Origin of the sequence: Paenisporosarcina quisquiliarum, from assembly GCF_043641925.1 — a bacterium.
GTDB classification, from domain to species: domain Bacteria; phylum Bacillota; class Bacilli; order Bacillales_A; family Planococcaceae; genus Paenisporosarcina; species Paenisporosarcina quisquiliarum_A.
On the sequence record NZ_JBHZRU010000001.1, the window covers coordinates 79273 to 99324 of the forward strand.

The 20052-nt window shown below is 37.2% G+C and carries 21 protein-coding genes and 1 other annotated feature; all 21 genes read left to right on the plus strand.

Translation table 11 applies throughout. The annotated features are described in order from the left end of the window. Positions 1-4 precede the first annotated feature (4 nt). The 21 genes from ftsW to ACHUE4_RS00495 all read left to right on the plus strand — a co-directional run bounded on the left by ftsW (position 5) and on the right by ACHUE4_RS00495 (position 19874). Positions 5-1096 (plus strand): putative lipid II flippase FtsW, encoded by a 1092-nt coding sequence (ftsW, locus tag ACHUE4_RS00395; protein ID WP_394187291.1) that lies wholly within the window; start codon positions 5-7, stop codon positions 1094-1096. Positions 1097-1113: 17 nt separating this feature from the next. Then, complete coding sequence (locus ACHUE4_RS00400) at positions 1114-1911, plus strand: cell division protein FtsQ/DivIB (protein WP_394187292.1); 798 nt, start codon at positions 1114-1116, stop codon at positions 1909-1911. Continuing rightward, complete coding sequence (locus ACHUE4_RS00405) at positions 1889-2605, plus strand: DUF881 domain-containing protein (protein ID WP_394187293.1); 717 nt, start codon at positions 1889-1891, stop codon at positions 2603-2605. The genes ACHUE4_RS00400 and ACHUE4_RS00405 overlap by 23 nt, the downstream gene beginning before the upstream one ends. 142 nt (positions 2606-2747) lie before the next feature. Next, complete coding sequence (locus tag ACHUE4_RS00410; RefSeq protein ID WP_394187294.1) at positions 2748-3467, plus strand: DUF881 domain-containing protein; 720 nt, start codon at positions 2748-2750, stop codon at positions 3465-3467. 2 nt (positions 3468-3469) lie between these two features. Beyond that, positions 3470-3826: a small basic family protein gene (locus ACHUE4_RS00415; protein ID WP_394187295.1), complete on the plus strand. Its 357-nt coding sequence runs from the start codon at positions 3470-3472 to the stop codon at positions 3824-3826. 110 nt (positions 3827-3936) lie between these two features. Beyond that, positions 3937-5226 (plus strand): cell division protein FtsA, encoded by a 1290-nt coding sequence (ftsA, locus tag ACHUE4_RS00420; RefSeq protein ID WP_394187296.1) that lies wholly within the window; start codon positions 3937-3939, stop codon positions 5224-5226. A gap of 41 nt (positions 5227-5267) precedes the next feature. After that, on the plus strand, positions 5268-6434 hold the full coding sequence (gene ftsZ, locus ACHUE4_RS00425) for a cell division protein FtsZ (RefSeq protein WP_394187297.1): 1167 nt from the start codon (positions 5268-5270) through the stop codon (positions 6432-6434). Between the two features lie 139 nt (positions 6435-6573). After that, positions 6574-7434, plus strand: coding sequence for a sigma-E processing peptidase SpoIIGA (locus ACHUE4_RS00430; RefSeq protein WP_394187298.1), 861 nt, complete (start codon positions 6574-6576; stop codon positions 7432-7434). Next, positions 7425-8132: an RNA polymerase sporulation sigma factor SigE gene (sigE, locus tag ACHUE4_RS00435; RefSeq protein WP_394187299.1), complete on the plus strand. Its 708-nt coding sequence runs from the start codon at positions 7425-7427 to the stop codon at positions 8130-8132. Before ACHUE4_RS00430 ends, sigE begins: the two co-directional genes overlap by 10 nt. 94 nt (positions 8133-8226) lie before the next feature. Then, positions 8227-9012 (plus strand): RNA polymerase sporulation sigma factor SigG, encoded by a 786-nt coding sequence (gene sigG / locus ACHUE4_RS00440; RefSeq protein ID WP_394187300.1) that lies wholly within the window; start codon positions 8227-8229, stop codon positions 9010-9012. An 803-nt stretch (positions 9013-9815) separates the two neighbouring features. Next, complete coding sequence (locus ACHUE4_RS00445) at positions 9816-10052, plus strand: PRC-barrel domain-containing protein (RefSeq protein ID WP_394187301.1); 237 nt, start codon at positions 9816-9818, stop codon at positions 10050-10052. 89 nt (positions 10053-10141) lie between these two features. Continuing rightward, entirely contained in the window at positions 10142-10831 is a 690-nt protein-coding gene (locus ACHUE4_RS00450; protein ID WP_394187302.1) for a YggS family pyridoxal phosphate-dependent enzyme, read from the plus strand. After that, positions 10828-11304 (plus strand): cell division protein SepF, encoded by a 477-nt coding sequence (locus ACHUE4_RS00455; protein WP_394187303.1) that lies wholly within the window; start codon positions 10828-10830, stop codon positions 11302-11304. Before ACHUE4_RS00450 ends, ACHUE4_RS00455 begins: the two co-directional genes overlap by 4 nt. Positions 11305-11324: 20 nt before the next feature. Then, positions 11325-11585: a YggT family protein gene (locus ACHUE4_RS00460; protein WP_394187304.1), complete on the plus strand. Its 261-nt coding sequence runs from the start codon at positions 11325-11327 to the stop codon at positions 11583-11585. A gap of 249 nt (positions 11586-11834) precedes the next feature. After that, complete coding sequence (locus ACHUE4_RS00465) at positions 11835-12623, plus strand: YlmH family RNA-binding protein (RefSeq protein WP_394187305.1); 789 nt, start codon at positions 11835-11837, stop codon at positions 12621-12623. A 97-nt stretch (positions 12624-12720) separates the two neighbouring features. Next, positions 12721-13230: a DivIVA domain-containing protein gene (locus ACHUE4_RS00470; protein WP_394187306.1), complete on the plus strand. Its 510-nt coding sequence runs from the start codon at positions 12721-12723 to the stop codon at positions 13228-13230. 51 nt (positions 13231-13281) lie between these two features. Next, positions 13282-13502, plus strand: a binding site (T-box leader). A gap of 39 nt (positions 13503-13541) precedes the next feature. Continuing rightward, the gene (gene ileS / locus ACHUE4_RS00475; protein WP_394187307.1) at positions 13542-16304 is read left to right on the plus strand and encodes an isoleucine--tRNA ligase; all 2763 of its coding nucleotides are present in this window, start codon (positions 13542-13544) and stop codon (positions 16302-16304) included. A 90-nt stretch (positions 16305-16394) separates the two neighbouring features. After that, the gene (gene lspA, locus ACHUE4_RS00480) at positions 16395-16871 is read left to right on the plus strand and encodes a signal peptidase II (RefSeq protein ID WP_394187308.1); all 477 of its coding nucleotides are present in this window, start codon (positions 16395-16397) and stop codon (positions 16869-16871) included. After that, positions 16872-17798, plus strand: coding sequence for an RluA family pseudouridine synthase (locus ACHUE4_RS00485; RefSeq protein ID WP_394187309.1), 927 nt, complete (start codon positions 16872-16874; stop codon positions 17796-17798). A 216-nt stretch (positions 17799-18014) separates the two neighbouring features. Next, positions 18015-18551 (plus strand): bifunctional pyr operon transcriptional regulator/uracil phosphoribosyltransferase PyrR, encoded by a 537-nt coding sequence (gene pyrR / locus ACHUE4_RS00490; RefSeq protein WP_394187310.1) that lies wholly within the window; start codon positions 18015-18017, stop codon positions 18549-18551. Positions 18552-18569: 18 nt separating this feature from the next. Beyond that, positions 18570-19874, plus strand: a complete 1305-nt coding sequence (locus tag ACHUE4_RS00495; RefSeq protein ID WP_394187311.1) for a solute carrier family 23 protein — start codon at positions 18570-18572, stop codon at positions 19872-19874. The last annotated feature ends 178 nt before the right edge of the window (positions 19875-20052 follow it).

Here is a 20052-nt window from a genome sequence, read left to right on the forward strand (position 1 = left end):
AGGGATGCCGATCCTGCAAGTCAAACCTATCAAAACATTTTTGATATTAAGTATAGTACTTACTGCTATTGGACTCAGTTTTGTATACTCAGCGGGCTCTTACTGGGGCAAAGTGCATTATGAAGATAGTATGCCTTTTTTCTGGAAACAATCCATATACGGCTTCCTAGGCATGTTTGCGGCATGGGTTTTATATAAAAACCCAATGACTTCCCAGCCAACCTTTTGGAAGGTGATGTACGCCTTAGCAGTAGTTTTATTATTTGCTGTTTATATTCCCGGTTTAGGAGTAGTGAGAAATGGTTCTCGAAGTTGGATTCAACTAGCAGGCTTTAGTATTCAACCAGCTGAATTTGTCAAAATAGCTGTTATCACTTATTTATCAACTTTATTAGCTACATCAGCACATCTTAAAATGAAATGGAAACTATCACATCTGCTAATTTGTCTAGTTCCGGCTGGAATTATTTTAATACAACCTGACTTTGGATCGGCTTTCTTATTAATCATAGGTGCTTTTGCTTTGTTATTTATTGCTGGTTATCCAATGAAGTTTTTTATGGTGATTGGCGTTTCTGGTATTCTCTCAATTGTTGCATTAATCATCTCGGCTCCGTATCGCTTAAAACGAATTGAAGCCTTTATCAATCCGTGGGAAGATCCATTAGGAAGTGGATTCCAAGGCATACAATCATTACTTGCAATTGGTCCTTCAGGATTATTCGGACATGGATATGGACAAAGTAGGCAAAAGTTTTTATATCTCCCAGAACCTCAAAATGATTTTATTTTCTCCATCATCGTTGAGGAAATGGGGTTTATCGGAGCGGTTGTGTTAATCGGTTTGTTCTTCATGTTTCTTTACACCGGATATAGACTAGCAGTGCTCTCATCCTCGACGATGGGATCGCTTGTCATCGCAGGTTTTATTAGCATGATGGGAAGTCAAATTTTCCTTAATATCGGGGTGGTCATTGGTTTATTTCCTGTAACTGGTGTAACCTTGCCATTCATAAGTTATGGAGGAACATCCTTATTTTCCACATGGTTAATAGTTGGTATAATTCTTCATTTTTCAAAAGATCAAAGTAAGTAAGAAGGAGGAGGCATAACGTGGAAAAAATAATCGATATTGAAGATAGAATTCCAACTTTGCGCGATCGTCGTAAAAAAAGAACGAATAGAAAATTCACGTTATTGCTTGTCCTTTTCCTTATGACATTACTTGGTCTCCTCTACTTTCAATCTCCATATAGCTTGGTTCAAAAAATTCATGTAGACGGGGCAACATTAGCTTCTAGTGAATCGTATATTAAAAAGAGTGGCATCGAAACTGGCCAATCGATGTGGGAAATTAGGACAAGTTCTGCTGAAGAGTTAATTCAATCTAATGAATGGGTTAAATCTGTAAAAGTAAAAAGAAGTGGACTTACTTCTGTTCATATTCAAATTGAGGAGTGGCAAAAAGCTGCTTATATGGAAACGGACGAAGATGTCCAAATGGTGTTAGGTAACGGGAAACTTTTTAAAACCAATGAAAAATTCCCACCAATTGATGCGCCATTGCTTAGTGGCTTTGAGGATGAAGCGGTTCGTTTACGCTTAGTAAAAGAGCTTGCTGATTTAGATGCAAATATTTTTTCCATGATTTCTCAAATTGAATCTGTCCCATCTGAATCTGATCCATACCGCATTCGTTTATTTATGAACGACGGAAATGAAGTAAGAGCGATTATTCCATCTTTCGCAAAAAAAATAAATTATTACCCAGCTTTACTCGCTCAAATAGATGGAGATGAGAAAGGCGTAATTGATCTTGAAGTTGGTTCATTCTTCCAATCTTATGCAGATATGTATAATCCACAACCATTAGAAGAGGAGGCCGAAGATGAAGAAGCAACAGAAGAATAACAATCGAAGCATTATCAATAAACGTATTATTTTTTCCATTGTTTGTTTAGTGCTTGGGTTTATTCTCTCCTATTCGTATAGTTTATCGAGTGCTAAAAAATCCACGGGAATGACCAGTGGTACAGGTTATTTTGAACAAGAAGAACGCTATCGTGAAGATTTGATTCAACAAAAAGAGCGGAATAAAGAATTAGCAAATGAATTAGTCGCCCGACAAAAAGAGGTTAGAAAAATTGAACAAGCTTTAGTTGGTAGTGAAGAAAGGTACGATAGTTTAATACAAGAAGCTGAAGACCTTCGATTACTTTTAGGGGTTATTCCCTCAACTGGGGAAGGTGTGAAGGTTCAATTGCAGGATGCAGAGTACGATCCTGTTTCTGAAAACCCAAATGACTATATTGTTCACGAAAGCCATGTGTTTAAAGTGCTGAATGAACTTAAGATTTCTGGTGCAGAAGCGATTTCGATTAATGGCCAACGCTTACATGCGAATTCGTATATTAGATGTAATGGTCCCGTGATTACAATTGACGGAAAACAATTTCCAGCTCCGTTTGTAATTGAGGCGATAGGAGACACTGAAGTTCTCATTCCTTCATTAGAGTTAAGTGGTGGTGTCTTAGATCAATTACTTAATGACAATATTATTGTGACAATAGAAGCAAATAAGAAGATGACGATGCCTGCACTTTAATTACTGGCATAGTCCTGCGGTGTTACCGAGGAATCAATGAAGTGTTGAATTTAACACAGGCATTAGCCTGGATGTAGATCGCAGCACGTTACCTGAAAGTAACACCATGTCAAATCGAATTGTTGAGAAAGGAGCGGTCAAGATGAAACAAGGCGTTTATATGCGATTTACTTTTATATTATTATTAGTCGGTTTCATGATTGCCGTTCAATATAATACAGTTCAACAACCAGAACAACGGGATACTCGAGATATTTGGGAAATTCGTCAAGAATTATCTAAAGAGAAAAAACTTCACTCTGAATTGTTGTCCAATATCCGCTCCGAGGATGAAACCATCATGAAATACGAAAACCTTCAAAGTGAAAGTCCAGCACAAGCTTTAAATGACACTTTAGAAAACTTAAGAGCTCAAGCGGGATTAACTGAAGTGTCGGGACCGGGTTTAGTGTTGAAAATAGAACCATCGTTGGAAGGACAAGTCTTTGGAGAAACCGTTACATCTATTTCACCAGATTTACTTGATCGGTTAATTAATGAAATTAATCGGTTCAACGGTCATTATATCGATGTGGATGGAAAAAGAATTATTACGACAACACCTATTCGAGATGTAAATGGGCAAACAACAGTTAATGGTTTGAACGTCCGAACACCTCCATTTAATATTCGCGTAGGAACAGATACATTAGAAGAAGCGGAATTGCTTTATAGCTATCTCCAAACATCTATGATTGCGGATGATTTCTTCATTGATAATTTAACCTTAACTATTGAAGAACCAATTTCTGATTTAACGATTCCAGCATACAATCAAAAAATTAAACTTAATTATTTATCAGAAGCAACGGAGAGTGATTAAAAATGTGGTTGCCCTTACTTGGATTGATCTTAGGAATTTCACTTGGTTTGCTTACAGATATTCATATTCCAACGGTATACGAAAATTATTTATCGATAGCGGTTCTTGCTGCACTCGATACGTTATTCGGTGGAATACGAGCTCAACTTCAACAGGTATATGATGACAAAGTATTCGTTTCTGGTTTTTTCTTTAACATTGCATTAGCAGCTGGTTTAGCATTTCTAGGAGTACATTTAGGAATAGACTTGTATTTAGCAGCAATTTTCGCTTTTGGCGTACGTCTTTTCCAAAACATTGCAGTTATCCGGAGAATATTATTAACAAAGTGGGCAGAAAGAAAAGGGCAAGTTGAGTAAAAACAGTAGAATAGAAGGAAAATTTACAACTTTTAGCGATTTTACTTAGACAAGCATGTCATAATGCAATAGAATGAGGAGTAAAGAGTTGTTGAAGGAGGTGCCACGGTTTGAATCAAACAGAATTATATGTTTCTTTAGATATAGGTTCATCGTCTATTAAAGTACTTATTGGTGAAATGACAAATGGTTCCCTTAATGTTATCGGTGTAGGGAATGTAAAATCAAATGGAATACGTAAAGGTGCTATTGTTGATATAGATGCAACCGTGCAATCTATTAAAAAAGCAATTGATCAAGCTGAAAGAATGATAGGAATGTCTATTAACGAAGTGGTTTTAGGAATTCCTGCTAATCAAGCGATGTTACAGCATGTTAAGGGCGTCGTCGCAGTTAACAGTGAAAATCGTGAAATCACCGATGACGATTTAGATCGTGTCATGGAATCTGCACAAGTAATGTCGATTCCACCGGAAAGAGAATTAGTAAATTTAGTACCTAAACAATTTGTAGTAGATCACTTAGATGAGATAAAAGATCCGCGTGGAATGATTGGTATTCGTTTAGAAATGGATGGTACCATGATGACGACATCTAAGACAATTTTACATAATGTCTTGCGATGCGTAGAACGAGCTGGATTAAATATTCGTGAAATCTACTTACAACCACTTGCTTCTGGATATTTTGCTTTGTCTGATGATGAAAAAAATCATGGGACAGCCTTTATTGATATCGGTGGCGGTTCAACAACCATTTCTATATTCCAAGATGGTCAATTGTCGCATACCTCTGTTTTACCTGTAGGTGGAGATCATATAACAAAAGATTTATCGATTGTTTTAAAGACTCCTACTGAACAAGCAGAAAAAATTAAACATCAATATGGACATGCCTTTTATGATGATGCATCAGATGATGAGTTGTTCGAAGTTCCTGTGATTGGAGCAGACACGAAAGAACAATATAGTCAACGGTACATATCTGAAATTATCGGTGTACGATTAGAAGAACTTTTCGAAATGATTTTAGAAGAGTTTTACCGTATGGGTCTTCAAGACCTTCCTGGTGGAGTCGTTATATCCGGTGGTGTTGGGAAATTAGAAGGGCTCTCACAGTTAGCACGACATATATTACAAACTCGTGTACGCTTGTATACGCCAGAATATATTGGAGTGCGTGAGCCACAATACGCGACCGCAGTAGGCTTAATACGTTACGCTTACATGGAAGATATGTTTTTTGGTCGCTTAGGCGGGAGTAGTGCACTCATTCAATCACGTAAACCTGAACAGAGTCCTACAACATCAAAAAAACAAAAACAAGTACAAGTTCAACATGAGAACAAAGAAGGCGTTATGGGGAAAGCACGAAAGTTCCTCGACAAATTCTTTGAATAAAAACTGGTAATAGACTAAGAGCAACTTAAGGAGGAAATGCGATGTTGGAATTTGACACAAGCGTAGATCAACTTGCAGTCATCAAGGTCATTGGTGTAGGTGGCGGCGGAAACAATGCTGTAAACCGAATGATTGAACATGGCGTACAAGGTGTAGAATTTATAGCAGTAAACACAGATGCACAAGCTTTAAATCTTTCAAAAGCAGAAATCAGACTTCAAATTGGAGCGAAGCTTACTAGAGGACTAGGAGCAGGAGCGAATCCAGAAGTTGGTAAAAAAGCTGCTGAAGAAAGCAGAGAACAAATTGAAGAAGCACTACGTGGAGCAGATATGGTATTTGTAACTGCTGGTATGGGTGGAGGAACAGGTACTGGAGCGGCTCCAGTAATCGCTCAAATTGCACGTGAAATAGGCGCACTTACTGTTGGTGTAGTTACTCGTCCATTTACATTTGAAGGACGTAAACGTTCAACACAAGCAATTGGTGGTATTGGACAGATGAAAGAAGCTGTTGATACATTAATCGTCATTCCTAACGATCGCTTACTTGAAATCGTTGATAAAAACACGCCAATGTTAGAAGCATTCCGTGAAGCGGATAATGTGTTACGACAAGGTGTTCAAGGTATCTCTGATTTAATCGCTGTCCCAGGTTTAATTAACTTAGACTTTGCAGATGTGAAGACAATTATGTCTAACAAAGGTTCAGCATTAATGGGTATCGGTATTTCTTCAGGTGAAAACCGTGCTGCAGAAGCTGCAAAAAAAGCAATTTCAAGTCCACTTCTTGAAACATCTATTGATGGTGCTAAAGGGGTCTTAATGAATATTACAGGTGGTTCTAACTTAAGCTTATTCGAAGTTCAGGAAGCTGCCGATATCGTTGCTTCAGCATCTGATGAAGATGTAAATATGATTTTCGGTTCTGTTATTAATGATAATCTTAAGGATGAAATTATCGTAACAGTTATTGCTACTGGTTTTAATGAAGAGCCTTTATCTACTCGTACTACGAGATCTGGTGGATTTGGTGCTGGTAGACAACAGCAACAACCAACTCAACCACAAGCTCCTATTCGTGAAACACGTAGAGAAGAAGTACCAAGCTATCAACAAGAACCTGTAAGAAATCAACAACAGTCTAATCAACAAGAAGATACTTTAGATATTCCAACGTTTTTACGTAACCGTCAAAAACGTCAATAGATATAAATAAAAGCCTCATCTTTCTCAACAGTCGTTGAAAAAGATGGGGCTTTTTGTCGTGCGATTTTTTATTATCTCTGTCAAAAGCTGACAAAGTTTGAACAGTTATCATGCTAAAGTTTTTGTAGGAGGTGAGAAAATGTATGCTGAAGTAATGATTACGTTAAACGCACTGATTAATTACTGCCTACTCTCATTTACAAACAAAATGGGTACTTTTCAACAAACTAAGGTACGATTATGGATTAGTGCGTTTGTAGGTGGCTTTTTAATTGTCTTATTCGGTGGAAGTCTACTATCAATTATTGGGACCTTTATTTGTATGATCTTGATGGCTTTTGGCTTTAATCGCTCTAATTGGCTATTAGCTGCATCAAATTGTATCATAGCAGCTTTGTTTGCAGGGGGGTTATTAACGGTTATACAACCATGGTTGAAACTAGTTAATTCGTATATTGTATTCGCTATCCTGATCGTTGCTTTACTTGGAAGTCTATCAGGCGTCTATAAAAATTGGTTTAGAATTAACCTTAAAGGTGTTAAAGAAATGTATCGTAGCAAAGTGAAATTAATGATTTTTGGACATGAAATTGTCTTAGAAAGTTATACAGATACCGGAAATCAATGTATGGAGAGTCTTTCAGGTAAACCTGTGCATTTTGTATCATCTAAAAAACTCGAGTCAGTAATTCCACCAAAACTATGGGCGTTTTTAAATGACTTTGATGGAAGTAACCCTTCTCAAATCTCAGAAGTTCCAAAAGAGTTTCAGCAGGATGTTAGATTGATTCGTTTAGCCACTGTTCAAAGTGAAAATACCTGGGCAGTTGGAATTAAAATGGATAACATACGAATGATTCAAGAAACAGAATGTGCTTTGCCACCTTGTTATCTTGTCCTTACGAAAAACAGCCATCATTTTCCACGTCAAACGGAAGCGATATTACATGCGTCAACATTATTTGTTCAACAGTCGAGAGGAGTAATGCTATGTTCATGAAATTGTGGAATCGAATCGTTCAATTTTGGCTTTCTTGGCGAGCAAAAGGGACCTTTTATATTGGAGGTAGCGAATCTCTTCCGGTGCCGATGAATCGCGAAGAAGAGGCTCAAACAATTGAGGACTTTATGAATGGCAGTTTAACCGCACGCGACAAATTAATTGAACGAAATTTAAGATTGGTTGTATATATTGCAAGACGATTTGAAAATACAGGTACGAATATCGAAGATTTAATCAGTATAGGTTCGATTGGTCTGATCAAAGCAATTGAAACATTCAATGTGGAAAAAAAGATTAAACTTGCCACTTATGCTTCAAGATGTATTGAAAATGAAATTCTCATGCATTTAAGAAAAACGAGCAAACTAAAATCAGAGGTTTCTTTTGATGAACCATTAAATTCAGATGCAGATGGAAATGAACTATTGCTTTCTGATATTTTAGGAACGGATGAACATATTATTTCAGAAGATGTTGAGAAAAAAATTGAAAGACAGTTCATGTTTTCAGCCATTGATCTGTTAGATAAACGGGAAAAATACATTATGGAATGTCGTTTTGGTTTAAATGGCAAGGAAGAAATGACTCAAAAAGAAGTTGCCGACTTACTAGGTATATCGCAATCATATATTTCCCGATTAGAGAAAAAGATTATTCACGATTTAAGAGAAGAGTTAAATCAGCCGACAGCATAATGGTTGAAATTGGAGAAAGGTCTGCACGCATATAATCGACCGAGCCGGACAAACTGTTATTAATCTCAGTGTTAAACAGTTCGGAGGAAAAGTGATGGTGCGGACAAAAGTAGAAATTTGCGGTGTAGATACGTCAACGCTTCCGGTACTTTCAAACGAAGTTATGACACAAACGTTTATAAGATTTCAAAGCGGAGACATGGCTGCAAGAGAAGAACTAGTAATGGGTAACTTACGATTAGTACTTAGTTTGGTTCAGCGCTTTGCATATCGTGGTGAACAAGCGGATGATTTATTTCAAGTTGGATGCATCGGACTGATCAAGTCCATAGAAAATTTTGATTTGAAGCATAATGTACGATTTTCAACCTACGCAGTGCCTATGATTATTGGTGAGATACGACGACATTTACGCGATCACCACCCAGTTCGTGTGTCTCGTTCTTTGCGAGATATTGCTTATAAATCAATGAAAGCAAAGGAACAGTTTGTTGTAGAAAACTTACATGAGCCAACCATGCAACAGTTGTCAGAGATGACTGATATCCCACATGAAGATATTTTATTTGCACTTGATGCAATACAAGAACCAATCTCACTTCAAGAACCCATTTACCATGATGGTGGTGATCCGGTTTATATGTTGGATCAATTGAAGGATGAGCATGTTTCAGAAGAGCAATGGTCGACGTATGTTTTCATGAAAGAAAGCATTAGCAAGCTGGATTTACGTCAACAAAAAATCTTAAGTAAACGATATTATTATGGAGAAACACAAACTGAAATTGCTAAAGAATTAGGCATTTCCCAGGCCCAAATTTCACGATTGGAAAAACATGCAATTAGCATAATCCAGGAACAATATCATCAAGAATCCTAAATAACAAAAAAGCTTTCGTTCCTTAATCGGAATGAAAGCTTTTTTAAAGGATAGGATTTCATAAATCCAAATATGAACACAACCTATGATTTAAACAGTGGATAAAATAATAAATGACATAATAAATTTGATTAATTTAACTTGAAAATAAAGAAGGTGGTCGGCTATTTCTTTCGCTTTCCGCGGACGAAACGCTAGCCTCCTCGGTTGTTTAAAACCAATGCTCCTGCGGTTACTCGTCGCAAACGAATTGTGCACAATTCGTTGCCTGTGGGGTCTACCATATTTCGTTTTTCCGCAGGAGTCTACAGAAATATCCGACCACTTTCTAATAAAACAGGTTGCGTGTCCTTCTAATAATAGCGATGAAGAGATGTACAAAATTTATTGTTTTAGACAAGTAATTACCTAATAGTTAACATCTTACAACTTTCAAATTAGTTTTTGATCCGCCTGTAAAATCTTAATTTTAGAGGTTGTAAAATTAAATCTCTATATCTTTTTATGAGAAAAGCCATGCATGATTAGAATTATATTTTAAAATGACTTTAGTTGATTGGAATGGAGGCGGCGACTCCGAGGGGAATAGCAGGTGGTTTGTGCACCGAAAGTGAAGCGGCAGGTGCATGAGCTTTAGACCCTGGACTGAGCTTCGCGAGGTAAGCGGCTAAAGCCATGCCCCCGGAACGCGTCCGCCGCAATGGAAATCAACAAGATATTTACATAAAGAACCATAAAGAGTGAAAATCAAAGATGTGTATTTCTAATAAACGTTTCATAAGCTATATGAGGAGGGATAAAGGATGAAATTCACTGAAATACAAGAAAAGGAATTTATTGATGCTGGTAATGGGAAAATGCTTGGGTTTGTAAGTGATGCCAAAATCTCAAAGGAAAATGGAATGATTGAAGCTTTTTTAGTCGCTCAACCTAAAAAGATGCTGGATCTCTTTTCAAGTGACTCTTCCACCATAACAATTGCTATACAAGATATCCATGTTGTTGGAAAAGACGTTGTACTAGTGAAACGAGGTAACTAGGAACAGCGATAAAACGTTGAATAATCAATGTTTGATTGGTACAATAAAGAAATAATGTACACGTCGAAACAAGTTGGGATTTAATATATATGGAAATTACGCAAAACTACCAAGAAATTCAACAACGTATTCAGCAAGCGTGCAAACGCTCGAATCGAAAAGATTCAGAGGTACACATTGTCGCTGTAACAAAATCTGTATCACTTGAGCGAACAAAAGAAGCTTTACATGCGGGGTTAATCCATCTAGGAGAAAATCGACCTGAAGGTTTACTTTTAAAGACTGAACATATTCAGTCTGATGCTAAATGGCATTATATCGGGTCTTTACAAACTAGAAAAGTAAAGCAAGTTATTGATACTATTGATTTTCTTCATTCGTTGGACAGGTTAAGTTTGGCAGAAGAAATTCAAAAACGTGCCAATAAACCAATCGATTGCTTCGTACAAGTCAATGTTTCAGGAGAAGAAGCAAAACATGGCATTGAACTAGACTTACTTGAAGATTTCATTTTATCTTTACAACCTTTTGATAAAATAAAGGTAATTGGATTAATGACCATGGCTCCAAATACAGAAGATGAACAAGTGTTAAGGTCGGTATTCTCTAAATTGAAATCTGCGCAGCAAAAGATTGCTGAAGCTCAGTATGATTTTGCACCATGTACAGAATTATCTATGGGAATGTCCAATGACTTTGAAATTGCTATTGAAGAAGGCGCAACCTTTGTACGAATTGGAACCGCACTAGTTGGGGATGAAAGAGGGGACAAATCATGAGCATGAAGAATAAAATTAAAAACTTTTTTTATCTAGATGAATATGAAGATGATGCACCTGTAGAGCGTGAACGTCGTTCAGAACCTCAAGCTTCACCAGTTGCTCAGCAACAACAACCTTCAATGAAAAAATCAATGAAAGAAAGACGTGTCGCTCCCATGGACTCATCGATTCCAAATGTAGTTAGTTTGCAGAATCTCCAAAAATCTTCAAAAGTTATTTTAGTAGAACCAAGAGTGTATGCAGAAGCACAAGACATTTCTGAGCACTTAAAAAACAAACGTGCTGTAGTTGTTAATTTACAAAGAATTGACAAAGATCAAGGAATCAGAATTGTGGATTTCCTAAGTGGTACCGTGTATGCTTTAGGCGGAGATATTCAACGCATCGGAACGGATATCTTTTTATGTGCACCAGATACAGTGGAAGTAGCAGGAGCGATTTCCGATTATTATTACGATGACTTACAATAGCAGAGGTGTATTTAGTTAATATGGACTTAATTCTTTATGTAATTTCTCAAGTTATCTTTTTATATTCAGTATTTCTCATTATCTATATCTTTATGTCTTGGGTACCTAGTACAAGAGAAACTGCAATCGGTCGTTTTTTAGAGAGAATTTGCGAGCCTTATCTTGAGCCTTTTCGCAAGATCATTCCTCCATTTGGTATGATTGATATTTCTCCTATTGTTGCGATTTTAGTTTTAAATTTAGCACGTAGTGGAATAAATACATTAATGATTAATTTTTAACGAATTGCCTCACTGACGTGGGGCTTTTTTATACGAATAAAACATACAAACTACAATCAGTAATGTATTTATAAATTAGTGTGGTTTTATAAAAAAATCCTGACGATTTGAATTTAGAAAAACGTGTAATAATAGTAATGACAAGTAAAAATAAATAAACTTGTATCTACTAATTAGTCAATCAATCTTTTGACACGAATCTTTTATTTAAAACATCTCATGTTTTAATCCTGGAAAGGGAGAACGGAAATGGAACAAATATTTCAGCATTTTAGAAAAGAAGAGCAGTCATTTATTGAGCAGGTAGGTGGATGGATCCGTGAAACGGAAGACCGCTACGCACCAAAGCTGACGGACTTTTTAGATCCACGAGAACAATTTATTGTCCAAGCTATTGCCGGGCAAAATGAGGAAATTGTGACACATTCATATAGCAAATTTGAGGATGCTGAACGTAAGCGTATGTTGATTTCGCCCTCTTATTTTGTTCCTACTGATCAAGACTTCTCAGTAACAATGTTTGAAATAAGTTATCCATCTAAGTTTGTAACGTTAGAACATCCGGATGTGTTGGGTACATTGATGTCTCTTGGATTAGACCGTTCAAAATTTGGTGATATCCGAGTGGATGGCGAGCGAATTGAATTTGCCGTGGTTTCTGAAGTTGCTGATTTTGTACGTTTAAATATTACTTCCATTGGAAAATCCAAGGTACAAGTTCAAGAACTTCCAGAAGAACATCTTTTCTTACTCAATACGGAAACGTGGGTAGAAGAATCACATACCGTGAGTTCAATGAGATTAGATACGATTATTGCATCATTATTTAATATATCAAGACAAAAAGCATCTACTTTCATACATGGTGGAAAAGTGAAAGTAAATTGGGTCGTTCGAGATCAACCAGCTTTTGAATTACATGAATCTGATTTAATTTCGATTCGAGGTTTTGGTCGTATTCGGTTAGGAATGATTGAAGGAAGAACAAAGAAAGACAAGATTCGACTTCAAGTTGGTCGAATGGAGCCGAAATCATAAGAAATATTAAAGAAAATTCGAATTATTGATGTAAACCTTTCTAATGAAAGGTATAATAGTTTGAAACAACGCTAGTTTTAAAGGGGAGATCGAGAAGATGCCATTATCACCATTGGATATACATAACAAGGAATTCGGAAAAGGATTCCGTGGGTACAATGAAGATGAAGTGAATGAATTTTTAGATCAAATTATTAAAGATTTTGAACTTCTATTAAAAGAGAAAAAAGAATTAGAAGAAAAGTTAAAGTCATCTAGTGAACGTGTTGGTCATTTCACTACGATTGAATCTACATTACAAAAATCAATTGTGATTGCACAAGAGGCTGCTGAAGAAGTTCGTCGCAATTCTCAAAAAGAAGCGAAGCTAATTGTAAAAGAAGCTGAAAAAAATGCAGATCGAATTGTGAATGAAGCATTGACGAAAGCTAGACGTATCGCTTTAGAGATAGAAGAACTTAAGAAACAATCAAAAGTATTCCGCAATCGCTTCAAAATGTTAGTTGAAGCTCAGTTAGATTTAATCAATACAGATGATTGGGATCATTTAATGCAATATGAAGTGGACACATCTGAACTAGAGCGAATCGAAACAACTGAAGATTAGAGTTTGCTTGACGATTGTAGTTACTTTCCATATAATAGCTACATATTGATATTAAATACGTTGAAAGAGACAGTATTTTGTGCGCTCAGAAAAGCGATTCGAGGACGGTGGAAGCTCGAACAAGTAGCAATCAAATGAAAATCACTCTTGAGTAAAACCACTGAACGATTGATTGTAAGTGGTTTCGGCTTCACACCGTTAATGTGATCTAAGATGGCAACTTCATTGTTGCAATTAGGGTGGTACCGCGAGTTAAACTTCTCGTCCCTTCATGGGATGAGGAGTTTTTTTATTTTGAGGAGGTTATATTGATGGAATACAAAGACACGTTATTAATGCCGAAAACCGATTTTCCAATGCGTGGAGGATTGCCAACACGTGAACCAGTCATGCAGCAAACTTGGAATGATATGAATTTATATGAAAAAGTGCTTAATCGTACAAAAGGACGTCCGACGTTTATTTTGCATGATGGACCTCCGTATGCGAATGGTGATTTACACATGGGTCATGCGTTAAATAAAGTCTTGAAGGATATGATTGTTCGTCATAAATCGATGACTGGCTACCATGCACCGTATGTTCCGGGTTGGGATACTCATGGTTTACCAATCGAGCAAGCCCTTGCTAATAAGGGAGTAAATCGCAAAGAAATGACATTAGCTGAATTCCGTAAGTTGTGTGAGAAATACGCTTATGAGCAAATTGATACTCAGCGTGAACAATTTAAGCGTCTAGGTGTGCAAGGTGATTGGGAAAATCCTTATATCACGTTAAAACCCGCTTATGAATCACGTCAAATCGAAGTGTTTGGTGAGATGGCTCGTAAAGGCTATATCTATAAAGGGTTAAAACCTGTTTATTGGTCACCATCAAGTGAATCAGCTTTAGCTGAAGCAGAAATCGAATATCAAGATAAAAAATCTCCATCCATTTACGTGAGCTTTGATGTGACTGAAGGTAAAGGAGTTGTCGCAGAAGGTACGAAAATTATCATTTGGACAACAACTCCTTGGACGATTCCAGCAAACTTAGGGATCTCAGTAAACCCTGAATTTGATTATGTAATTGTAGATGTAGAAGGTACACATTATTTAATTGCGAAAGACTTATTAGAGTCTGTTGCTACAGCACTAGAGTGGGCGTCTTATGAAGTGATTCAAACGGTTAAAGGTGAACAAATGGACCGTATGGTTGCTAAACATCCACTTTATGATCGTGATTCTTTAGTGATGTTGGGTGATCATGTTACGAACGAAGGCGGAACGGGCTGCGTTCATACTGCTCCTGGTCACGGAGAAGAAGATTTCCAAGTAGGAAGAGCATATGGACTTGACGTACTTTCTCCAATTGATGATCGTGGTGTATTAACTGCAGAAGCGCCAGGATTTGAAGGGTTATTTTATGATAAAGCGAATAAAGTCATTACTGAGGCACTAGATGCTGCAGGTGCACTAGAAAAATTAACGTTCTTCACACATTCAGCACCACATGACTGGCGTACAAAGAAACCTGTAATTTTCCGTGCAACTGCACAATGGTTTGCTTCAATCGAAGCATTCCGTGGAGAATTACTTCAAGCGATTAAAGATACGTCATTCACACCAGCTTGGGGCGAAACTCGTCTATTCAACATGGTACGTGATCGTGGGGATTGGTGTATTTCTCGCCAACGTGTTTGGGGCGTTCCAATTCCAGTATTCTACGCGGAAGATGGCGAACCAATTTTAACAGAAGAAACGATTGCTCATGTGTCTAAAATCTTCCGTGAACATGGCTCGACAGTTTGGTTTGAGCGCGAAGCGAAAGAATTATTACCTGAAGGATTTACTCATCCAGGCAGTCCAAATGGTCGTTTCGTTAAAGAAACTGACATCATGGACGTTTGGTTCGATTCCGGATCATCTCATCAAGCAGTTCTTGATGAAAGAGATGATTTAGTTTATCCTGCTGATTTGTATTTGGAAGGATCTGACCAGTATCGTGGATGGTTTAATTCATCATTAACTACGAGTGTTGCGATCAATGGTCATGCACCTTATAAAGGTTTGTTAAGTCATGGATTCACTTTAGATGGCGAAGGCCGTAAAATGAGTAAATCAATTGGGAATGTAATTGATCCTGCAAAAGTTATGAATCAATTAGGTGCAGATATTCTTCGATTATGGGTCGCTTCTGTCGATTACACAGCGGATGTTCGAGTTTCAGATTCAAACTTTAAACAAGTTGCGGAAGTTTATCGTAAAATCAGAAATACCTTCCGATACCTACACGGAAATGTATCTGACTTTAATCCACAAACAGACCGTGTAGCTTACGAAGACTTACGTGAAGTAGATCAATACATGTTCATGAAGCTTCAAGATTTGATTGATACCGTTCGTAAATCATATGACAAATATGATTTCGCAAGTGTTTATCATGCAGTAAATAATTTTGTTTCATCAGACTTGAGCTCATTCTATTTAGATATTGCAAAAGATGTGGTTTATATCGAAGGTACAGACCAATTACATCGTCGTGCGATGCAAACGGTTATGTACGATACATTACTTGCTTTATTGAAATTAACGACGCCAATTTTGCCACATACAACAGACGAATTATGGGTATTCTTGACTCAGGAAACAGAAGAAAGTGTTCAGTTAACTGACTTCCCAGAAGCTACTACTCATGCATCATTCGCAGAATTACGTACGAAGTATCAACAATTGATGCTTGTGCGCGACGATGTATTAAAGGCATTAGAGGAAGCACGAAATGCGAAAGTTATTGGTAAATCTTTAGAAGCTAAAGTCATTGTGTATGTGAAGAAAGAATTACTAGAAGCTTTTGATACAGATAAGGTAGATTTCGCACAATTCTTTATTGTGTCTGAATTTACTCTTGCTGGTTTAACTGAAGAAGCTCCAGCAGATGCATTAAAATTAGATGTAGCTTCAGTTGTGGTTACTAAAGCACAAGGTGAAAAGTGTGAACGTTGCTGGACGATTTCATCTAAAGTAGGCGAAAATGACAAGCATCCAACATTGTGTCCACGTTGTGCGGATGTTGTAGAAAAATATTACGTGTAAGAATCGGAGCTGTCCAAACGGGCAGCTCTTTCTGTCTGTTCGTGTTTTGTGGTAAACTAGCTAAGATACTTATCTAACGGAGGAACATTCGTGTACATTTATTATTTAGTTGCAGTTATCATAGTGGCATTAGATCAGTGGACCAAATGGTTAGTTGTGAACAACATGGAGCTAGGAGAACGAATTCCTTTATTGGATCCTACGTTTGCCTTATTATCACATCGTAATCGTGGAGCCGCTTGGGGCATGCTTGAAGGACAAATATGGTTGTTTTCAATCGTAACCGTTATTGTGATTGCGGGAATCCTTTATTACTTCCACAAAGAAGCAAAGGGAAAGCCATTATTTCAATTAAGTTTAATGATTTTACTTGGTGGAGCTATCGGAAACTTTATCGATCGATTATATCTAGGAGAAGTTGTTGATTTTATAGATGTGTTAATTCCTATCATTAACTATGATTTCCCGATTTTTAACATTGCAGATGCTGCTTTAACAATAGGTGTAGTAATGGTGATGATTGTATTATTTTTAGAAGAAAAAAGAGAAAAGAAAACAGGTGAGTAAATGGAAGATTTTACGTATACGATAACAGAAGAACAAAAAGGTGAACGTATTGACAAAGCAATTTCACTACTTGAATCAGATTGGTCAAGAAGTCAAATTCAAAATTGGTTAAAAGATGGAGCTGTTTTAGTTAATGGTGAACAAATTAAACCCAATTACAAAGTGAAAAAAGACGATGTAATTATCGTTTCACCTCCAGAAGCAGAACCTTTAGACATTCAGTCAGAAGATCTTGATTTAGAAATCATTTATGAAGATGCGGACGTTTTGGTTGTCAATAAACCAAGAGGAATGGTTGTACATCCAGCTCCTGGTCATACATCTGGAACTCTTGTAAATGGTTTAATGCATCATTGTACAGACCTATCTGGCATTAATGGTGTCATGCGTCCAGGTATTGTCCACCGTATCGACAAAGATACTTCAGGATTATTGATGGTTGCTAAAAATGACAAAGCTCATGAATCATTAGTTAATCAATTAGTAAAAAAGACAGTAACGAGAAAATATACTGCACTTGTTCATGGACATATTCCGCATGACAAAGGAACAATTGATGCACCTTTAGGTCGCGACAAAAAAGATCGTCAAAGTATGGCAGTTGTAGACAGTGGAAAACATGCAATTACACATTTCCGTGTGATTGAACGTTTTGGTAAATTCACACTTGTTGAATGTCGTCTTGAAACTGGTCGCACACATCAAATCCGTGTTCATATGAAATATATTGGTTTCCCTTTAGCTGGAGATCCGAAGTATGGACCAAAGAAAACGATCGAATTTGGTGGACAAGCACTTCATGCTGGCGTACTTGGATTCATGCATCCCCGCACTGAGGAATACATGGAATTTGAGGCACCGCTTCCAAAAGTATTTGAAGAGTTACTTGAAGAAATGAAAACTCAAGTTGACACGAAGGAAGACTAATTCTATAATTGGTCTAACGAATTAAATAGAATTCCTTTAAAAACAGTCCAGAGAGGCTGAGAAGGTACCGTGAAACGTAAAAAGACACATGCTGTGTGTTTTCCTGCGATATTTTTCTGCATTCACACCCTCTCATCCTAAATGGACGAGAGGGTTTTTTATTTTCTCAAATAAAATGAAACATTGGCGCACGGAAGAAAAGGAGGAGCAATCTTGGTGGAAAAAGCAAATATCTTAGATGAACAAGCCATAAACCGAGCATTAACTCGTATTGCTCATGAAATCATTGAGCGCAACAAAGGAATCGAAGAGTGCATCCTAGTTGGTATAAAAACGCGAGGCGCATACTTAGCCAATCGATTAGCTGCAAAAATCGAAAAAATCGAAGGTAAAAGTATTAAATCAGGCGAATTAGACATTACTCTTTATCGTGATGACCTTTCAATGAAAACAGCCAATAAAGAACCACTCGTTCAACAAGTGGATATTCAACACGCGGTTAAGGATCAAAAAGTAATTCTAGTCGATGATGTGCTGTATACAGGTAGAACCGTTCGAGCTGCAATGGATGCAGTGATGGATTTAGGAAGACCTGCACAAATTCAATTAGCAGTCTTAATCGATCGAGGACATCGAGAATTACCGATTCGTGCTGATTATGTAGGAAAAAATATTCCTACCGCAAGTATCGAACGCATAGTCGTTCGCTTAAATGAAACAGATCATGAAGACAGTGTAACGATTCACGAATAGAAGAAAGTAGGGGAAATGATGTCAAACACTCAAGCCATATTAGATATTCACGATAAACCTTCAACAGGAAAGCTAGCGACTTTAAGTATCCAACACATGTTCGCGATGTTCGGTGCAACGATATTAGTTCCTCAGATAGTTGGATTAAGCCCTGCAATTGCTCTACTTACAAGTGGTATTGCTACACTAATTTTCTTGTTTATAACTAAATTTCAAGTACCAGCATATTTAGGGTCTTCATTCGCTTTTATTGCACCTATTCTTTTTTTAACTGGACAAGCTGGAATTGGTAGCGCAATGATCGGAAGTCTGTTCGTAGCACTTGTTTATTTTATCGTTTCACTTGTCATATGGAAGACAGGTTATAAATGGATCATGAAATTATTGCCACCGATTGTTGTGGCACCTGTTATTATCGTTATTGGTTTGGCTTTATCTCCTGTTGCAGTTGATATGGCAATGAATATTACCGTAAATAATGTAAAAGAGTATAGTATGCTTCACTTCTCAGCAGCACTAGTCACATTATTGGCTGCCGTCATTGCAACATTATTCTTTAAAGGCATGATTAGTTTAATGCCAGTCTTAATCGGAATTATCGTGGGATATGTGTACTCACTTTTCATCGGAATTGTCGATTATACAGCAGTGACAAAAGCGAAATTGATTGCTGCACCTGACTTCTTACTTCCGGGGATCGATTATGAATTTATCATTACGCCGACATTAATCATCATCATGGTTCCGATTGCCATCGTGACGATTTCAGAACATATTGGTCATCAGTTAGTATTAGGGAAAATTGTAAACCGAAATTACATAAAAGAACCGGGACTTCATCGTTCAATACTAGGCGATGGGTTAGGTACATTCATCAGTGGTTTAATAGGCGGACCACCGAAAACGACTTACGGTGAAAATATTGGTGTACTTGCTATAACTAGAGTTTATAGTGTATATGTAATTGCTGGAGCTGCTGTACTTGCCATTGTGTTCTCTTTCTTCGGAAAGGTCATGGCATTAATTAGTTCAATTCCAACAGCAGTCTTAGGTGGCATTTCAATTCTATTATTTGGAATTATCGCTTCATCTGGTTTACGTATGTTAGTTGATAGCAAGATTGATTTTGGAGATAAACGAAATTTAGTCATCTCATCCATTATTTTAGTTATTGGAATCGGTGGAGCAAAACTACATTTCTCGGAGACCTTTGTAATTGAAGGAATGGCTTTGGCTGCAATCGTCGGCGTCATCTTAAACTTAGTGCTACCAGGAAGACCGCAAGTTTCTGATGATTTGTTTGAAGAAAATACAACTGAATAAAACCTTTTAATACCTAGTCCAGAGAGGCAGGGAAAGGGATTCCAACGAAAAGTTCCGTGTACATGGATCTTTACTTGGTCATGCCCTGTAGCCTCTCAACACGTTGTTGAGAGGCTTTTATTTTACCGTTCAGTTGGAGCAATACACGAACTTGGGACAATGAAAGAGGAGGGGCTAA